The organism is Caldicellulosiruptor hydrothermalis 108 (assembly GCF_000166355.1).
Classification (GTDB): Bacteria; Bacillota; Thermoanaerobacteria; order Caldicellulosiruptorales; family Caldicellulosiruptoraceae; genus Caldicellulosiruptor; species Caldicellulosiruptor hydrothermalis.
The window spans coordinates 590594-607024 of record NC_014652.1 but is presented as its reverse complement, the minus strand read 5'-3'; the positions used below and the strand labels follow the sequence as shown (position 1 = coordinate 607024).

The 16431-nt window shown below is 37.4% G+C and carries 15 protein-coding genes, 1 tRNA gene, 1 pseudogene and 1 riboswitch; of the genes and pseudogenes, 9 read left to right on the top strand and 8 right to left on the bottom strand.

Going from position 1 to position 16431, the window contains the following annotated elements; genetic code table 11:
- Positions 1-206: 206 nt before the first annotated feature.
- Positions 207-299 (top strand) — tRNA-Ser (locus tag CALHY_RS02805).
- 69 nt (positions 300-368) lie between these two features.
- Here CALHY_RS02805 and CALHY_RS02800 read toward each other — a convergent pair.
- Positions 369-575: pseudogene (locus CALHY_RS02800) on the bottom strand (hypothetical protein); the annotation flags it as partial.
- Between the two features lie 264 nt (positions 576-839).
- On the opposite strand from CALHY_RS02800, the gene CALHY_RS02795 reads away from it, so the two are divergent.
- Both CALHY_RS02795 and CALHY_RS02790 read left to right on the top strand, forming a co-directional pair.
- Complete coding sequence (locus tag CALHY_RS02795) at positions 840-1670, top strand: sulfite exporter TauE/SafE family protein (protein ID WP_013402501.1); 831 nt, start codon at positions 840-842, stop codon at positions 1668-1670.
- Positions 1671-1970, top strand: coding sequence for a DUF1634 domain-containing protein (locus tag CALHY_RS02790; protein ID WP_013402500.1), 300 nt, complete (start codon positions 1671-1673; stop codon positions 1968-1970).
- A gap of 93 nt (positions 1971-2063) precedes the next feature.
- Here the strand turns inward: CALHY_RS02790 and CALHY_RS02785 are convergent, their stop codons facing one another.
- Positions 2064-3107, bottom strand: a complete 1044-nt coding sequence (locus tag CALHY_RS02785; protein WP_013402499.1) for a TDT family transporter — start codon at positions 3105-3107, stop codon at positions 2064-2066.
- Between the two features lie 170 nt (positions 3108-3277).
- Here CALHY_RS02785 and CALHY_RS02780 point away from each other — a divergent pair, with 170 nt between their 5' ends.
- The 4 genes from CALHY_RS02780 to CALHY_RS02765 all read left to right on the top strand — a co-directional run bounded on the left by CALHY_RS02780 (position 3278) and on the right by CALHY_RS02765 (position 7122).
- Positions 3278-4081: an alpha/beta hydrolase gene (locus CALHY_RS02780; protein WP_013402498.1), complete on the top strand. Its 804-nt coding sequence runs from the start codon at positions 3278-3280 to the stop codon at positions 4079-4081.
- Between the two features lie 41 nt (positions 4082-4122).
- Positions 4123-4728: a TetR/AcrR family transcriptional regulator gene (locus tag CALHY_RS02775; protein ID WP_013402497.1), complete on the top strand. Its 606-nt coding sequence runs from the start codon at positions 4123-4125 to the stop codon at positions 4726-4728.
- Positions 4729-4849: 121 nt separating this feature from the next.
- Entirely contained in the window at positions 4850-5842 is a 993-nt protein-coding gene (locus CALHY_RS02770) for an FAD:protein FMN transferase (protein WP_041723097.1), read from the top strand.
- Positions 5839-7122 carry a 4Fe-4S binding protein gene (locus CALHY_RS02765; RefSeq protein ID WP_013402495.1) on the top strand — a complete coding sequence of 428 codons (1284 nt, stop codon included), beginning with the start codon at positions 5839-5841 and terminating at the stop codon, positions 7120-7122. The genes CALHY_RS02770 and CALHY_RS02765 overlap by 4 nt, the downstream gene beginning before the upstream one ends.
- Positions 7123-7186: 64 nt before the next feature.
- Here CALHY_RS02765 and CALHY_RS02760 read toward each other — a convergent pair whose 3' ends face one another.
- From CALHY_RS02760 to CALHY_RS02750, 3 genes are read right to left on the bottom strand one after another with little or no spacing between them, the layout of a single operon-like run.
- Positions 7187-7939, bottom strand: a complete 753-nt coding sequence (locus CALHY_RS02760) for an aminotransferase class IV (protein WP_013402494.1) — start codon at positions 7937-7939, stop codon at positions 7187-7189.
- Positions 7940-7955: 16 nt separating this feature from the next.
- Positions 7956-9275: an aminodeoxychorismate synthase component I gene (pabB, locus tag CALHY_RS02755; protein ID WP_013402493.1), complete on the bottom strand. Its 1320-nt coding sequence runs from the start codon at positions 9273-9275 to the stop codon at positions 7956-7958.
- Between the two features lie 9 nt (positions 9276-9284).
- Complete coding sequence (locus CALHY_RS02750) at positions 9285-9848, bottom strand: anthranilate synthase component II (protein ID WP_013402492.1); 564 nt, start codon at positions 9846-9848, stop codon at positions 9285-9287.
- A gap of 235 nt (positions 9849-10083) precedes the next feature.
- Here CALHY_RS02750 and CALHY_RS02745 point away from each other — a divergent pair, with 235 nt between their 5' ends.
- Positions 10084-11205, top strand: a complete 1122-nt coding sequence (locus CALHY_RS02745) for a DUF362 domain-containing protein (protein WP_013402491.1) — start codon at positions 10084-10086, stop codon at positions 11203-11205.
- Positions 11206-11266: 61 nt separating this feature from the next.
- Positions 11267-11417, top strand: a riboswitch (cyclic di-AMP (ydaO/yuaA leader).
- Between the two features lie 6 nt (positions 11418-11423).
- The gene (locus tag CALHY_RS02735) at positions 11424-12782 is read left to right on the top strand and encodes a beta/alpha barrel domain-containing protein (RefSeq protein WP_013402490.1); all 1359 of its coding nucleotides are present in this window, start codon (positions 11424-11426) and stop codon (positions 12780-12782) included.
- An 84-nt stretch (positions 12783-12866) separates the two neighbouring features.
- On the opposite strand, the gene CALHY_RS02730 is transcribed toward CALHY_RS02735, so the two are convergent.
- From CALHY_RS02730 to CALHY_RS02720, 3 genes are all read right to left on the bottom strand, one after another.
- The gene (locus CALHY_RS02730; RefSeq protein ID WP_013402489.1) at positions 12867-13511 is read right to left on the bottom strand and encodes an L-ribulose-5-phosphate 4-epimerase; all 645 of its coding nucleotides are present in this window, start codon (positions 13509-13511) and stop codon (positions 12867-12869) included.
- A gap of 2 nt (positions 13512-13513) precedes the next feature.
- Positions 13514-14608 carry a GntR family transcriptional regulator gene (locus CALHY_RS02725; protein ID WP_013402488.1) on the bottom strand — a complete coding sequence of 365 codons (1095 nt, stop codon included), beginning with the start codon at positions 14606-14608 and terminating at the stop codon, positions 13514-13516.
- Between the two features lie 114 nt (positions 14609-14722).
- Complete coding sequence (locus CALHY_RS02720; protein WP_013402487.1) at positions 14723-16393, bottom strand: ribulokinase; 1671 nt, start codon at positions 16391-16393, stop codon at positions 14723-14725.
- Between the last annotated feature and the right edge of the window lie 38 nt (positions 16394-16431).

The following is a 16431-nucleotide window of genomic DNA, read 5'->3' as shown; positions in this document are numbered from 1 at the left end:
TTAAATGCGCCTCCTTTGAATGCTCCTCCTGTGCTTTCGGGACACCATTTAAAACATGCTATCGTGGTGCACAATTTTGTTCACAATATATGCTTTAATAAATATATTACTTCTATTTTGTGGAATTGTCAATTATAATATGAAAAAGTTTGACTTGAAAATGCTGATAAGATGAATTATAATTGATTGTGCAAAATGAAAAAGGCGGAGAGATGGCCGAGTGGTCGAAGGCACACGACTCGAAATCGTGCGTACCGCCAAAAGCGGTACCGTGGGTTCGAATCCCACTCTCTCCGCCATTTTTATTTTTTTGGTTTTTACAGAACATTCCTTAAAACAACATCTGCAGAGGATAGTTTCCACAGCTCTCAATTCAGCATGGATTTTCTCAGCTCTTTTATTCTTTCAATCTCCAATTCTGTAAGTTCTGCAATTTCTTCATCGCTAAAACCCTTTTGTATTAACCTTTTTGCAAACTCAATTGTTGCTTCAAGTTTACCTGCCATAAAATCTTTTGTCTTTGTCTCATCCAGAAGTCTTGCAACATTTGATACAAACTCACCCATACCATCCACTTCCCTCTGTTTAATAAAAACTTGAATGTTGCATTGTGCTCTTTTGGCGGCAAACCTGTACACACTCTATTTTTCCTTTTCTTTTGCAGTCTATTTTTCTTCCCTATTTTAATTATATACCACAGAATTGAGTGAACTGTATTTTCTTCTTATTTTGCCACATATGGTTTGAAAATAGGCAGACAATTTAAGATTTTATGGTATAATAATAATATTCATTTTCTACCCAAAACAGTTTACAAACTTGCAAAGGAGATGGATACAATGATTGCAGAAGTATTTGTTGTGTCAATTATTGCAGGATTTATTGGCTCTCTTCTAGGAATTGGTGGTGGGCTTATTGTTATCCCATTTTTGTCAATTGTATTCAAGTTCAACATGCACCAAGCTGCTGCAGCCGGGCTTGTGTCAGTCATCGCAACATCGTCTGGTGCTGCGTCTGCCTATGTCAAAGATAGGCTTACTCATCTTAGAATAGGAATGTTCTTGCAGCTTGCAACAGTTATTGGTGGTGTACTTGGAGCAATTCTGAGTGGTTTTTTGCCTGCAAAAGTGTTGTCACTCATATTTGGAATTCTGCTTTTATACAATTCGTTTTTGATGATAAAAAATAGAAAGTCTGATGAAAAGCCACAACCATCAAGCCTTCAAATATCCAAATGGGCAAAGAAGTTAAAACTTTATGGAAGCTATTTTGACAAGATTCAAAACAGAGAAATAGAATACAGTGCACAAAACATTACAGGTGGCTTTCTGATGATGACACTTGCAGGAATACTTTCAGGGCTTTTGGGCATTGGCAGTGGAATCTTTAAAGTTTTAGCACTTGACACCATAATGAAACTGCCTTTCAAGGTTTCAACTGCAACAAGCAATTTCATGATGGGTGTGACTGCTTTGGCCAGTATTAGCATATATCTTGCAAGAGGTGATATTGTGTACGATGCATGTGGGGCTGTTGCAGTTGGCGTGCTTGTAGGTTCTGCAATAGGTGCGCGACTTATGCCTTACATAAAATCAAAGTACCTTCGCGTAGCATTTGCCCTGATTTTAATTTATACCTCAATTGAAATGATTAGAAAGGGGCTGTTTTAGATGGAAAATAGAAAAACAGCAACAATGGAAGATATAATAAGTATTGTTTTGAGAGCTGGAGTGCTGCTGAGTATAATTGTTATCTGTGCAGGACTTTTTTTGCACATTGTGCTAAAGCTTGCTGTTGGGAGTCTGATTATAAAAATAGGGCTTTATATTCTTTTTCTTACTCCTTTTGCAAGGCTTGTTGTCTCCCTTTTTATGTTCCTTATAGAAAAAGATTTGATATACTTTGCTATAACGTTGGCTATAATTGTGATTATAGTGGTAAGCAATCTGCTTGTATCAGCTAAAATTTAAATTCTTATAAAATATGAACAAAAAAGCCACAGGATTTGCATTTTCGAGCTTCCTGTGGCTTGATTGTTTTATTCATAGATTTGTATATTGTTTTTATCTTGTCAAAAGCTTCTTGTTAAACACGTTTTTTAGTGTCATCAAGATATTATATATCCAAACAATCAACAAAATCCAAACAATAGCCTTTGAAAACCAATTTATTGTTGAAAAATTGAAACTTGAGTTTACCTTAAAACTTGCAAGCGCAAATATGCCAACTGGGAATATATATGCCCAGTATGCAAGGCTAAAGGGAATTTTTGTTTTAAGACTTCTTATCCACAGTACAATCAGTGCTATAAAGATCCAAAGTCCAAATCCCCAAAGCATTGTTGCCAGTATGTTAAACAGGGTGGGCAAAAATGTGTCATTTACAAGCCCTGCTACCTTGAAGCTCTGGGCAAAACCTTTTATAGCAACAATTGATGCACCAACAGGTGCAAGGAGAATAAACATTGTTGGAAAATGCCCTTTTTCAATGGGTTCCTGCAAAAGAAATCTTCCTTTGATTATAGGCAAATAGGTCAAAAATAGCATAAATCCTATTCCAAACATAGCTAAATTTATAAAAAGAACTGCGCTTTTTTCCTGGCTGTCAAGCGTAGCTCTGTTTATAATTTCATTTCCAAGTATTGGCGCTATTATATTTCCAACAGGTGGCATAAAATAGGCAAAGTTCAAAATCGAACTTGGTATCTCCTTGTGAGAAAGATGAACCACGAATGTGATTATTGAAAATACTACCATAAGAAAACTTCCTGTATAGAATGAAAACTTTGCAAAAGCAACTGAAAAGTCACTGCCAAAGTATAGTTTATTGACTAAAATGTTCAATCCTATAATCATAAGAGAAATTGGCATTGTGGCAAAGTAGTTTGATAAAAGTGGATTTTCAACGTCTTTCTTTACATTTTCAAATCCCACAAACCATCTCAAAAACCAAATTAAAAAGATTATCGCAAAAAATATAATGTTAATCAAGGTGAATGTATAAGATAAGTAATCCTGGCCAATAGCCTTAAAAAGATTTGCTATAATGCCTGTACCCATGCAAACAACAAACCATGAGGGATAAAAGTTTCTGATAATGTTTTTCATCACTTTTTACCACCTTTCATAATTGTATAAGAATATAATTATATTATAATGGATGAGACGTTCAATTTCAATCAAAACTTGCAAACAGGGAAAATAGTATTATAATTCTTTTATAAGCAATACATAAGTAAATAAGCCTACCAAAATCTTCTTAAGAAAGGATGATAAATGTGATACCACTTTGGGAAAATCAAAATGATATTCCTCTTTTTGACCCTGCAAACCCTTTTGTACCCCATCTTGTGCCTTACATACTTGAAAGTAGCAAGCAGCTACCTTGCATAATTGTATTTCCTGGCGGTGGGTACACACACAGAGCACAGCATGAATCAGAACCCGTTTGCCTGTGGTTAAACTCTATTGGAATTTCAGCATTTGTACTAAACTACAGAGTACAGCCTTACAAACACCCTGCTCCTCTTTTGGATGCCAAAAGAGCTATTCGACTTATAAGATACTTTTCTAAAAAATGGAATATTGACCCAAACAGAATTGGTGTTTTGGGCTTTTCTGCAGGCGGGCACTTGGCATCCTTGGTTGGTACACATTTTGACAGCGGTGACAAGAAAAACAATGACCCTGTTGAAAGAGTTTCCTGCAGACCCGACTGTATGGTCCTGTGCTACCCTGTGATAAGCCTTGCTGAGTATGCCCATGAAGGCAGCAAAAAAGCTCTGCTTGGTGAAAACCCCGACCCAGTTTTGGTGTGGACACTTTCATCACACAACATGGTTTCAAGCAAAACACCACCAACATTCTTGTGGCATACAAGCGATGATAGTAGCGTCCTTGTCGAAAACTCTCTCTTGTTTGCAATGGCTCTAAAAAAACATGGGGTACCGTTTGAGCTTCACATCTTCCCTCACGGAAGACATGGACTTGGTCTTGCCAGCGACACTTTATATGTTAAAGAGTGGACAAAGCTCTGCGAAAAATGGTTTGAAAGCATAGGGTTTATAGGATATAATGTTTGATAGTAAAACGCATTTTCAACTTTAAAAGAAAGGGATTGCAAATGCTTCTTAGAAAAGAAGGAAGAAAAAGAGAACAGAAAAAGATAATAAAAGAAAACAGGCTTTTAGATGCTGCATACAGCCTTTTTATTGAAAAGGGAATAACAGCCACTGCAATAGATGAAATAGTAAAGAAAGCTGGCGTTGCAAAGGGAACTTTTTATCTTTATTTCAAGGACAAAGAGGATATCCTTGAAAAGTTAATTCTCAAAAAAAGCAGTGAGATTGTCAAAAAAGCTTTGCAAGAGGTATCTATAAGAGAATTTACATCACCTGTTGACAAATTTCTTTATTTTCTTGAGTATATTATAGACTATTTGAGTAAAAACAGAGTCCTTTTTAAATTCTTAAAAAAGGATTTCTCATGGGTATTTTACAAAAAAATTACAGACAATGAACAGTTTGCAGAATTGAAAAGAGCAAAAGAAATGTTTCTAAAAAATTTTAATACAAACTATACGCAAGAAGAACTTGAGATTGTTGTGTTTATGATACTCGAACTTGTAAGCTCGCTCACCTATTCAAGCATTGTAAACAATGAACCTGCTCCAATCGAAAAGGTAAAACCTCTTCTTTTGTCCACAATTCGAAAAATTCTTGAAAATTGAATTTCACAATTTTTTAATCTCCTTTCACAATCTTTTCACAATTTGTTCACACACCATCTCTTTTTTTGCCTTATAATAGATATTACAAAAACTGCACAGAAGGAGCTTAAGAAAAACCGCGATGGACACAGCCTTGATTTCAAATGAGACAAAGATTATAAAATCAATATTTGCACTTGGCACAGACATTCATTTTATTTTTTATCAGCCAAACTTTGAAAGTGCATTTGACAGGGCCCACAGTCTCATTTTAGATATGGAAAATAAATTGTCGGTTTTCAAGCCAAAAAGTTTGGTAGCAAAATTGAATAGATACGGAAATTACATCCCCATAAAGGTTTGCCCGGAGGTTTATGAGCTTATAAAAAAGTCGGTTGAGTACAGCCTATTTTCAGAAGGCTATTTTGATATAACGGTAAAAAGACTTATAGATGTGTGGAAAGAAGCAAAACAAAAAAATCAGATGCCAGCAAAAGAAGAAGTAGAACTTGCTTTTCTTTATACAGGCTCAGAAAACATACAGCTTTTATCAAACTATAGAGTAAAGCTCAAAAACAAAGTCAAACTTGACTTTGGAGCTATTGCCAAAGGCTTTCTTGCAGACAAAATACGTGAGATTTTTGAACAGGAAGGTATAAATTCAGCAATTGTCGACCTTGGCGGGCACATACTGACAGTTGGGAAAAAACATGATGAGAGCCTTTGGAAGGTGGGGATTCGGCATCCTTTTAAAACAAGAGAAGATGTGCTGGGTTTTTTAGAGCTTGGTAGTACTTCAGTTGTAACATCCGCAAGTTATGAAAGGTATTTTACAATTGATAACAAAAAACTTTCACACATAATCAATCCAAAAACAGGATTTCCTGTAAAAGATGACATTGCAAGTATAACCGTTGTTGACACAAACTCAACATTTGCAGATGCGATGTCAACTGCTCTTTTTGCAATGGGATTTAAAAAGGCCATAAACTTCATACAGGACAGCAAGACCATTGAAGCAGTGGTTGCTACTTCTTTTCGAGAAATATATATAACACCAGGGCTTGCACAAAGGTTTACCCTGTGCGATAGCTCCTTCAGAGTTATCAAGACAAATGAGGTGATTGTTCTGTGACAAAGAAAGTAATGCCAACACAAATACTAAGGTTTTTCATCCAGCTTATTTCATTTATTTTCTTTCCTCTTTCTTTTGCAATGCTTCTATCTCAAATAAAAAGTCTGTATTTAGCCTTTTTGGGCAAGGAAAACTTTCAATTTAATCAGAACTTTATAATGCTTATTGTAACCCTGATTATCACAATCTTTTTGGGAAGGTTTTTTTGCGGCTGGGTATGTGCGTTCGGAAGCATTTTAGAATGGATACATTTTTTGGGCAAGAAAATCTTTAAAAAGACATTTGAAATGCCTAAAAAATTAGATAGCTTTCTTAAAATGATAAAATACCTTGTGCTTGTGTACCTCATTGTGATTGTGTGGACGTTTGGAAAAACTTTTTATGCTGACCCCTGGGATGCCTTTGACAACCTGCTTTCTTTGAATTTTGATATAAAGACATACTTGCCAAGCTTTGTATTTTTTGTGTTTGTATTAATCTTGAGCCTTTTTGTAAACAGAGCCCATTGCAGATACTTCTGCCCACTTGGTGCAATCTTCAATATAATCTCCAGAGCAAAACTTTTATTTGTCAAAAAGGTAGACAAAAACTGTGGAAAGTGCAGAATATGCACTAGTGCTTGCCCAATGGGAATAGATATGAACAATGTCGAAAATTACAAAGGTGAGTGCATAGCGTGTGTAAAATGCGTTGAAAGCTGTCCAAGGTTAAATATTGAGCTGAACATCGCAAAGACCAAAATAGACCCACGGTATACCTCTGCCGCAGCCATTGCAGGCGTGTTTTCAGTTGCAAGCTTTTTTGCTACTTCTTCTATTGAACCATTGAATCAAAAATTTACATCTTCAAAACCTTCAACAACTTTTTCACAAAGTATTCAATCTGAAAATAACTCGGGCTTGCAAGAAAATCAAACTGAATCAGAAAATACAGGCCTTGCTACACAAAATTCTCAGGAAACTACCACACAAAATTCTGCCTCTAAAATTTACAAAGATGGAACATATACAGGCGAAGGTTTTGGATACAGACCAGGGCTTGTTGTTCAGGTTACAATCAAAAACGATAAAATTACAGATATCCAGATAATCTCTCATCACGAAACACCAAGCTTTGCACAGCTGCCATTTGAGATCATTCCAAAAGAGATAATAGAGTCTCAGTCAACAAATGTTGATATTATCTCTGGTGCGACAAGAACATCATATGGTATTATCATGGCAGTTGAAGATGCACTCAGTAAGGCAAAAATTGAAAATGATGAGTCGGCACAAAATTAAAAAGTACACGGGCTGCTCAAAATTAAGAGAGTTTAGCAGCCCATTTTTTGTTGTTTTTTATCTTTTAGCACACCCATGGACGATCAAATTTTTCCATGCTCAGTAAATACTCTGCAAAACCTCGCTGTTTAAACTCTATATTTTCAATCCGCAAAACAGGGAAAATACCTGCTATGCTGCTTGTAATAAAGCACTCATCCATATCTTTAATATCACCTATTTCCAAATAAGCCTTTTTTACCATATATCCTAACTTCTCTGATACCCTTATCACATGTTTTCTTACAATGCCAGGAAGCAGTCCGCACAAAATGTGAGGTGTGTAAATAACCTTATCTTTTCTAAAAAAGATGTTGGCAAACGCCGCCTCGCATATAAAACCATCTTGATTGAGAAAAAGACAGCTGTCAAATCCTTTCTTATTAGCTCTTTTTTCTTCTATCAAATTAATACCTATATTAGAAGTTTTTATATAATTTAAAATGTTTTTTGAATCCTTTTTCGTTCGTGCAATCGCAAGCTCAAAACCTTTTTGGAACAAAACTTTATTATATCGTATTTCTTTTAGTTCTATCACTAACCTGTCATGAACATATGCAACTCTCACCCCACCATAATCTCTTTCAGTAGAAAGTATATACTTTTCTATTGACTCTTTAAACTTTTCAAAGTCTAAGTGAAACTTAACTCCAAGTATCCAAAAAGTTCTTTTGAATCTTAGATAGTGGTCCTCCAGAAAATGCGCACCTTCCCTGTCAAAATAAATTGTTTCAAAAGGAAACAAACCAAAGCCATATGACTGGAAAGATTCTTCCAAATCTTGAACCTCCTTTTCAAGCACCTGCAAAATCGCTTATGCCTAAAATTTCAAAAAACGGTTTCCCTTTGTGGATGGTCTCCCACCACTCTTCCTCTTCTTGAGAGTCCCAAACAATTCCGCCGCCAACACTAAAGTATGCTGTGTCATCTTCTACAACAAGCGTTCTGATTGCAATGTTAAAATCCATGTTGAAATTGTTTGAGATATAGCCAATAGAGCCGCAGTATATTCCTCGCGGACACTTCTCAAGCTCCTCTATAATCTTTATAGCATTCAGCTTTGGTGCACCTGTTATTGACCCACCTGGAAAGGTTGCTTCAATTATCCTTTTTAAATCCATACCATTTAGAAGCTTTCCCTTTATGGTTGAGACAAGATGAAAAACTGTTGAATATTCTTCAACATCAAATAGTTTTTCAACCTCAATGGATTCTGGCAAACATATCTTTGCAAAGTCGTTTCTCTCAAGGTCAACAATCATCAAAAGCTCTGACCTGCACTTTATATCGTTATATAGTCGCTCTTTTAAAATTCTATCTTCTTCTGGAGTTTTTCCACGTTTAGATGTACCTTTTATCGGTTTGGTTATGATGGTATCTCCTCTTTTCCTCAAAAAAAGTTCGGGCGATGTTGATATGATGGATGCTTTTGGAAACTTTATATACGCATGGTAACAGCCATAGTTTCTTTTTCTGAGGTCAAAATACAAAAAGTCAGGATCAAATACTCCTTTTACAAAAAAGCGCTGTGAAAGATTTACTTGGTAAACATCACCTTCAAAAATATAATCCTTTATTCTTTTCACTGCCTGCATGTATTCTGACTTTTCAAAGTTGCACCAAGCTCTTTCAACCTCAGACTTTTTAAAGCTTGTCAAGGCAAGGTTTTCATTTTTTAGTATCCCTTCAAATTCCATTGCTAAGGCTTTGGATGTAAAAGAAGCATATGTCTTTTTTTCAAAGTGGTCAATGACCACAAAATCTTCAAAATATCCAAAATATGCTTTGGGGACAAGAGAAGTATCTTTTTTCCTTTCAACTTCAAAAAGGTCAACACCAAAGTTGTAAGAAAAATATCCTGCAAACCCACCATTAAAAACAAAATTAGAAGTGTTTTTATTTCTTTCTATTTTATTCGAAAGAATTTCTAAATACTCAAAAACATCATCGTCTTCACTCAAGATATAAACTTCCTTGGGCTTTAAAAACAAAAAAGAATATCTCCCATACCTCTTGCTCAGCATACTGCTCTCAAGCAAAACTGAAAAATCACTTTTCAAATGACAAAAAATCAAAAATGGGTCAGGTACCATGTTATAAACTGCAATCTGCACTTTAAATTCTCACCCTTTTAAAAAGTTTTTAAGCATCAAAAGTCCATGCTGAGTTGCAATTGACTCAGGATGAAACTGCACACCTTCTATTTTAAACCTTTTGTGTCTTATACCCATAACCTCTCCCTCTTTTGATACTGCTGTGATGGTAAGCTGCGTGCTGTCAACATCATCTATCACAAGAGAGTGGTATCGAACAACACTCAGAGGGTTTTTGAGGTTTTCAAATACTCCTTTTTGGTCATGAAATACTGTGTCTACTATCCCGTGCATAGGTCTTTTTGCCTTTTTAAGTTTTGCCCCAAAGAACATGCCAATTGCCTGATGTCCAAGACATACACCAAGAATATTTTTTGACTCTTTAAATTTATCTATGATTTCAAACAAAATCTTATCGTCTGTAGGTCTTCCTGGTCCAGGAGAAAGGACAATGTGAGTAGGGTTTAGCTTGTAAATATCTTCTATGGTAAGCTTGTCGCGGTTTATCACAGTGGTAGACACTTTGAGTCTTAAAAAATAGTTGTAGAGATTATACGTAAACGAATCAAAATTGTCAACAATCAAGACCTTCATTGCAAAAACACCCTCTTTAGCTGGCCGGAGACTATATTTGATAGTATCCTTTTTGATACCTTATATCAAAAAAGTGCATTCTTGTTAAATGGTTTTGCTCAATATTATACTATAACTTGCAAAGGTGCACATCAATATTTTGCAACCTTCTGTTAAAATTGAGCTATTCACAAATTTCAAAAAAGGATTATAATTTTATTTACCCGAAAATTTTGAAAGGAGTTGAAAAGGGAAAATGGCAAAATCAAAGGTGTATTTCACAGACTTTAAAACCAAACCAGGGTATAATATGCTTGATAAGCTTGAAAACCTTGTGAAAAAGGCAGGGATTGAAACAATCGATTTTAAAAACAAGTTTGTCGCTATCAAGGTCCACTTTGGAGAACCAGGAAACCTTGCGTATATAAGACCAAACTATGTCGCAAGGATTGTAAAACTCATCAAAAGCCTTGGTGGAAAACCGTTCGTGACAGATGCAAACACACTTTACACGGGAAGAAGAAGCAATGCTCTGGACCACTTAGAAGCTGCGTATGAAAATGGGTTTAACCCGCTTGTGCTTGGCTGTCATGTAATCATCGCAGATGGTTTGAAAGGAACAGAGTACAGGGAAATTGAGGTAAACCTCAAGCATACACAAAAAGCAAAGATAGGTTCTGCCATCGCAGATGCTGATATTATAATCTCAATGAACCACTTTAAAGGTCATGAGATGACAGGGTTTGGTGGCGCTATCAAAAACATTGGAATGGGTTCAGGCTCTCGCGGTGGAAAGCTTTTTATGCACTCATCCTCAAAGCCGGTTATAAAGACATCAAAATGTGTTGGCTGCGGAATGTGCGTCAAAAGCTGTGCGCAGCTTGCTATAACTTTGAATGAGAAGAAAAAAGCGGTCATTGACTATGAAAAATGTGTTGGATGTGGTCAGTGCGTTGCAGTGTGCCAGTTCGGTGCAGCAACAGTCAAGTGGGATGAGGCTGCATCAATTGCAAGCGAGAAGATTGCTGAGTATGCGTATGCAGTTTTAAAAGATAAGCCTCATTTTCATATAAACTTTGTCATGAACATTTCGCCTGACTGTGACTGCTGGTCACACAACGATATTCCTATTGCACCAGACATTGGTATTGCAGCATCATTCGACCCTGTTGCCTTGGATAAGGCATGTGTTGACCTTGTAAATAGCTCTGCATTCACACCAGCTGGGTCTGCATTTGAAAAAGCAAAACACATTGAGGTTGATGGCAAAATTGACAGGTTCAAGAGCATTCATCCTGACACAGACTGGAGAGTTGCACTAAAACATGCTCAAGAGATTGGGCTTGGAAGTTTAGAGTATGAGCTTGTGAAGGTATAGACATTCTTTCTTGCCAAACTGCCGCTTTTCTGGTATGATAAAAATCATAATAAAAAAATAAAATCAAAAAAAGCTGAATTCCTGTGTAAAAAGCACAGGATAGGGGGGACCCACTTTTTGGGGTGAATCAAGGCATTTTTGCCTTGTAGGGCAAAAGTCCCTTTCTGCCCGAACCCGTCAGCTAACCCCCGAAGCTTTGAAAGGGAGGTTTGTTTTTTATGAATGTAAAATTTAATCAAAAGACTCACATTCTTGAGATTGAGTATCAGTTCAGGGATGTTGAAGAGCCAAATCTTTTCAGAAACATCTATCCTTACAATGAAGTACCAAGGCTTGTATTCAACCACAGGATTGTGCCCATGAACGTGCCAGAAAAACTTTATATTACCGACACAACTTTCAGAGACGGCCAGCAATCACGCTCACCGTACACTGTTGATCAAATTTGTAGAATTTATGACTACTTGCATGAACTTGACAATGGGAGTGGCGTTATTCTTCATACAGAGTTTTTTGTGTACTCAAAACAGGACAAAGAAGCAGTTTTAAAGTGTTTGGAAAAAGGTTATGATTTCCCAAAAGTCACCGCTTGGATTCGCGCAAAAAAAGAGGATTTTGAGATTGTAAAGAGCCTTGGTATCAAGGAAACAGGAATTTTGGTTTCATGTTCTGACTATCATATCTTCAAAAAATTAAAGATGACAAGAAGTCAGGCAATGAAGCAATACTTAGAGATTGTCTCATCAGCCCTTGAGGCAGGAATTATACCACGCTGCCATTTTGAAGACATCACACGCGCAGACTTTTACGGGTTTGTCCTGCCGTTTATTAATGAACTTATGAAGCTTTCAAAAGAGGCAAATATGCCTGTGAAAATCAGAGCCTGTGACACGCTGGGGCTTGGATCACCAATACCGGGTGTGGCTCTGCCAAGAAGCGTTCCACAGATAATCTATGGCATTGTGAACTATGGTGAAGTGCCATCTGAGTGGCTTGAATGGCATGGCCATAACGATTTTTACAAGGCAGTCATAAACTCAACAATGGCATGGCTTTATGGTGCCTCAATGGTAAACACATCTCTTTTGGGAATAGGTGAGCGAACCGGCAACACTCCATTAGAGGCAATGGTGATGGAATATATTCAGATAAGAGGGTCGGCAGATGGCATGAACGTTGCTGTGATATCTGAGATTGCTGAGTATTTCAAAAAAGAAATCGGGTATGAGATTCCTCCAATGACGCCTTTTGTCGGTGAGAACTTTAACGCAACACGGGCAGGAATCCATGCAGATGGACTTATGAAAGATGAGGAGATTTACAATATATTTGATACAGGAAAGATTCTGGGGAAGCCTCCTAAGGTGATTATTGATGCATACTCAGGCATTGCAGGAATTGTAATCTGGATAAACAGGTATTTCAAAGATAGCGGCATTGACATTCAGGTTGACAAAAAAGACCCAAGGGTTCAGAAGGTCAAAGAGTGGGTAGACAGTCAATATGAAAATGGAAGAAATACATCAATAAGTGATGAAGAGCTAAAAGAGGTTGTAAGCAGAATATTTGGACTGTAAAAAAACAAGCAAGGCTGCCACTTGAAAACGGCAGCCTTATGTTGTATTAACAATCCTTTCTTGTGCTGGGGGAAAAGTAATTTTTTATTTTTGCCCATATTTTGTCATGTACCTCTCATGAGCTCTTTTTACCTCTTCAGGTGGAATCTCGATAGGCTCGCCCATCATCTTTGCAATAAATACTGTTTTTGCTACATCTTCTACCATAACAGCAGCTTTTACTGCCTCATCAACTGTCTTGCCTATCGTAAAAACTCCATGGTTCTGAAGAAGAATTGCCGGGCTTGAACCTATATACTCAACTATCACCTTGCCTATGTCCTCACCACCAATCTGAGCATACGGTCCGCATGGAATCTCACAGCCAAACTCATCGGCAATTGCTGTCAAATACACTTTTATTGGCTGGCCCAAGGCTGCAAACGCTGTTGCATAGTTTGAATGAGTATGGACAACAGCATTTATGTGTGGCATGTGCTTGTATACATAAAGATGTGTAAGTGTGTCTGTTGAAGGTTTTAAATTTCCTTCAACTATATTTCCATCCATATCAACAACAACCATCTTGTCAGGTGTCAAATCATCATACATAACACCCGATGGCTTTATAACAACAAGGTTTGTCTCAGGGTCGCGTGCTGAGACGTTACCAGATGTCCATGTGACAAGACCAAATTTTGGAAGATAAAGATTGTATTTACAAACAAGCTCTTTCAAACTCTCAAGCATTTTCAAAATCCTCCTTTTGTTGAATTTCTGAAGATTATCTCACATTCAACCTCTTCCTTGACACCTTTTCTATTCTTCTTTATCATGGCAACTGCTGCCTTTGCTGCCATCTCTCCAAGCTTTTCTTTTGGATGCTCAACAGTTGTGAGCTTTATATCTGTCAGTGTAGAAAGAAGTGAGTTGTCATATCCTGTAACAGATATATCCTGAGGAATTCTAAATCCCATTTCTTTTAGCTTTACACAAAGAGGAAGGGCAATCTTGTCGTTGTAGCAAACGGCTGCATCAAATCTCTCTCTTGATATGACTTCAGCAGCTCTGTTATGAACAAAATTATACTCCTCACTTGTGAAAAAGATTGCATCAAACTCTGCCTGTGCCTCCCTGCACGCTTTTTCAAAACCACTGTATCTTTTTATCCCTTGCAAATCGTCGCCTTTGAAAATGCCAAGAAGCTTTTTGCAACCGCTTTTTATGAGGCTGCATGTAAGCCTGTAAACAGCTGACTGGTCTTTGGTTATTATGTAGTTTTGAGCAATTTCTTCTAAAATAGTATTGATGAAAATCACAGGGATGTCTTTTTGTATGAGTTTTCTATAAAGCTCTTGATTTTTGGAAGGCAAGGTACTTTTTGTTGGTTCTATTATGACAGCGTCTATGTTTGGGTTGTTTATTATGCTCTCCAAGTGATATCTTTCAAATTCATAGCTGTTGTCAGTCGAAAACAGCAAAAGACCGTACCCTTCATGTGCTATCACCTTTTCAATTCCTCTTATAATCAGGGGAAAGATGTAGTCTGATATAAATGTTGTCAGAACAGCAATGCATTTAGAGCTGTCTGCACTTTTCTTTGCAACAAACGTGCCTCTTCCTTTCTGCGACACCAAAAGTCCTTCAAATTCGAGCTCCATTATAGCTCTTCTTACAGTGTGCCGCGAAACTTTGAACTTTCGTGATAGCATATTCTCTGAATAAATTTTCTCGCCCTCTTTGAACTTGCCAGAGTTAATTCCTTCAATAATGAAATCTTTTATAATCTCATATTTGGTTTTGCTCATTTTATCATCATCTTGTCCATACAAGTTTATTTTTATCATACCACTTAAAAATTTTTAAATCAATACCATTATTTAACTTGCAGGCCGCCCCTAAAAAGCAAAGGTAGTTTTCAAAGGGCAGCCTGCTTTTGAATGGTTAAAAGACTTAAAGATCTATATCTTTGAAACTTCTTCCTTTATCTCTTTTAGTCTCTTCATCACATCATTTGCTCCACGGCCAAAATAGTCGTGAAGAATTCTGTATTCTCTGTATAGCTTTTTGTAAATCTCATGGTTTTGCGGATTTGGTTTGTAAGAATAGTCTTTTAGTTTTGCCATCTTCTTTGCAGCCTCAAATATGCTGTCATAACCACCTTTTTCTTTTCCTGCAGCAACTGCACCAAACATAGCAGAACCAAGTGCTGGTGTTTGAGGTGATGCTGATACCTTTATCTCAAGTCCTGTCACATCAGCATAAATCTGCATCAAAAGTTCGTCTTTCTCAGCAATTCCTCCACATGCATAAAGTTCTCTTACCTCAATGCCATGTTCATTGAAGTTGTCAATTATTATCTTTGTGCCATACGCTGTTGCCTCAATCAGTGCCCTGTACATCTCCTCAGGCTTTGTAGTTAAGGTCATGCCAAGCATCATACCAGTGAGGTCTGCATCAACCAGAATTGACCTGTTGCCATTCCACCAGTCAAGCGCCAAAAGACCGCTTTGGCCGGGCCTTAGCACCTTTGCTTTTTCTTTGAGTAGCTGATAGATATTTAGTCCTTTTTGCTTTGCTTCATCATAGTATGTTGGTGGCACGCAGTTTTCAACAAACCACTCAAAATGGTCTCCAACACAGCTCTGACCTGCCTCATACCCATAAAAACCAGGCAAAATACCATCCTCAACATATCCACAGATGCCTGGCACCATCTTCTCTTCGTTCCACAGAAGCATGTGGCATGTAGATGTTCCGATTATCATTAGCATCTTGCCAATATCAGTAATCCCAACAGCTGGCACAGATACATGGGCATCCACATTTGCAATTGCAACAGCTGTCCCAGGATTGAGTCCCATTAGCTTTGCCATCTCTTCTGTGAGCTCTCCAGCTTTTTGACCGATAGGATATATGTCGCGTGACAGCTTTTCGTCAACCACATTTTCAAGCCTTGGATGAAGCGCCATGAAAAACTCTTTTGAAGGATATCCTTCCCTCTTGCTCCAGATAGCTTTATATCCAGCTGTGCATGAGTTTCTCTTTTCAACACCTGTCATCTTCATTACAACCCAGTCAGCAGCCTCTATAAACTTGTCTGCTTCTTCATAAATTTCCGGTGCTTCTTCTAATATTTGCATGATCTTTGGGAAAAGCCACTCAGATGAAATCTTTCCACCATACCTTTGTAAGAACTTTTCTCCTCTCTCCTGTGCTATTTGATTTAGCCTATTTGCATACTTTTGAGCAGCATGGTGTTTCCACAGCTTAACATAGGCATGAGGATGTGATTTGAATTTGTCTATCATGCAAAGCGGTGTTCCATCTTTCTTGATAGGAAGCATTGTACAGGCTGTAAAGTCAATTCCTATTCCAATCACATCGTCTTTGGAAACACCTGCTTTTTTCAAGACATCTGGAACAGTTGTTGCCAAGACTTCTATATAATCCTGTGGATGTTGAAGTGCCCAGTCATGAGGGAGTTTTGTACCATCTGGTAAACTTTCGTCCATAACTCCATGAGTGTACTCTTTCACACTTGTTGCAACCTCTTCACCTGTCTCCACATTTACAAGCACTGCCCTTCCTGACTGTGTCCCAAAATCAATTCCTATACTAAACTTTGCCATAAAAATCCCCCTTTTCCCCTTTTGCTTGTGCATACATG

Coding starts and splice junctions, on each gene's coding strand:
- CALHY_RS02750 (WP_013402492.1), bottom strand. CDS start 9,848: ATGAAGGTCTTGATTGTTGACAATTTTGATTCGTTTACGTATAATCTC.
- CALHY_RS02785 (WP_013402499.1), bottom strand. CDS start 3,107: ATGAAAAACATTATCAGAAACTTTTATCCCTCATGGTTTGTTGTTTGC.
- CALHY_RS02745 (WP_013402491.1), top strand. CDS start 10,084: ATGGCAAAATCAAAGGTGTATTTCACAGACTTTAAAACCAAACCAGGG.
- CALHY_RS02770 (WP_041723097.1), top strand. CDS start 4,850: ATGGACACAGCCTTGATTTCAAATGAGACAAAGATTATAAAATCAATA.
- CALHY_RS02790 (WP_013402500.1), top strand. CDS start 1,671: ATGGAAAATAGAAAAACAGCAACAATGGAAGATATAATAAGTATTGTT.
- CALHY_RS02775 (WP_013402497.1), top strand. CDS start 4,123: ATGCTTCTTAGAAAAGAAGGAAGAAAAAGAGAACAGAAAAAGATAATA.
- CALHY_RS02730 (WP_013402489.1), bottom strand. CDS start 13,511: ATGCTTGAGAGTTTGAAAGAGCTTGTTTGTAAATACAATCTTTATCTT.
- CALHY_RS02735 (WP_013402490.1), top strand. CDS start 11,424: ATGAATGTAAAATTTAATCAAAAGACTCACATTCTTGAGATTGAGTAT.
- CALHY_RS02795 (WP_013402501.1), top strand. CDS start 840: ATGATTGCAGAAGTATTTGTTGTGTCAATTATTGCAGGATTTATTGGC.
- CALHY_RS02720 (WP_013402487.1), bottom strand. CDS start 16,393: ATGGCAAAGTTTAGTATAGGAATTGATTTTGGGACACAGTCAGGAAGG.
- CALHY_RS02725 (WP_013402488.1), bottom strand. CDS start 14,608: ATGATAAAAATAAACTTGTATGGACAAGATGATGATAAAATGAGCAAA.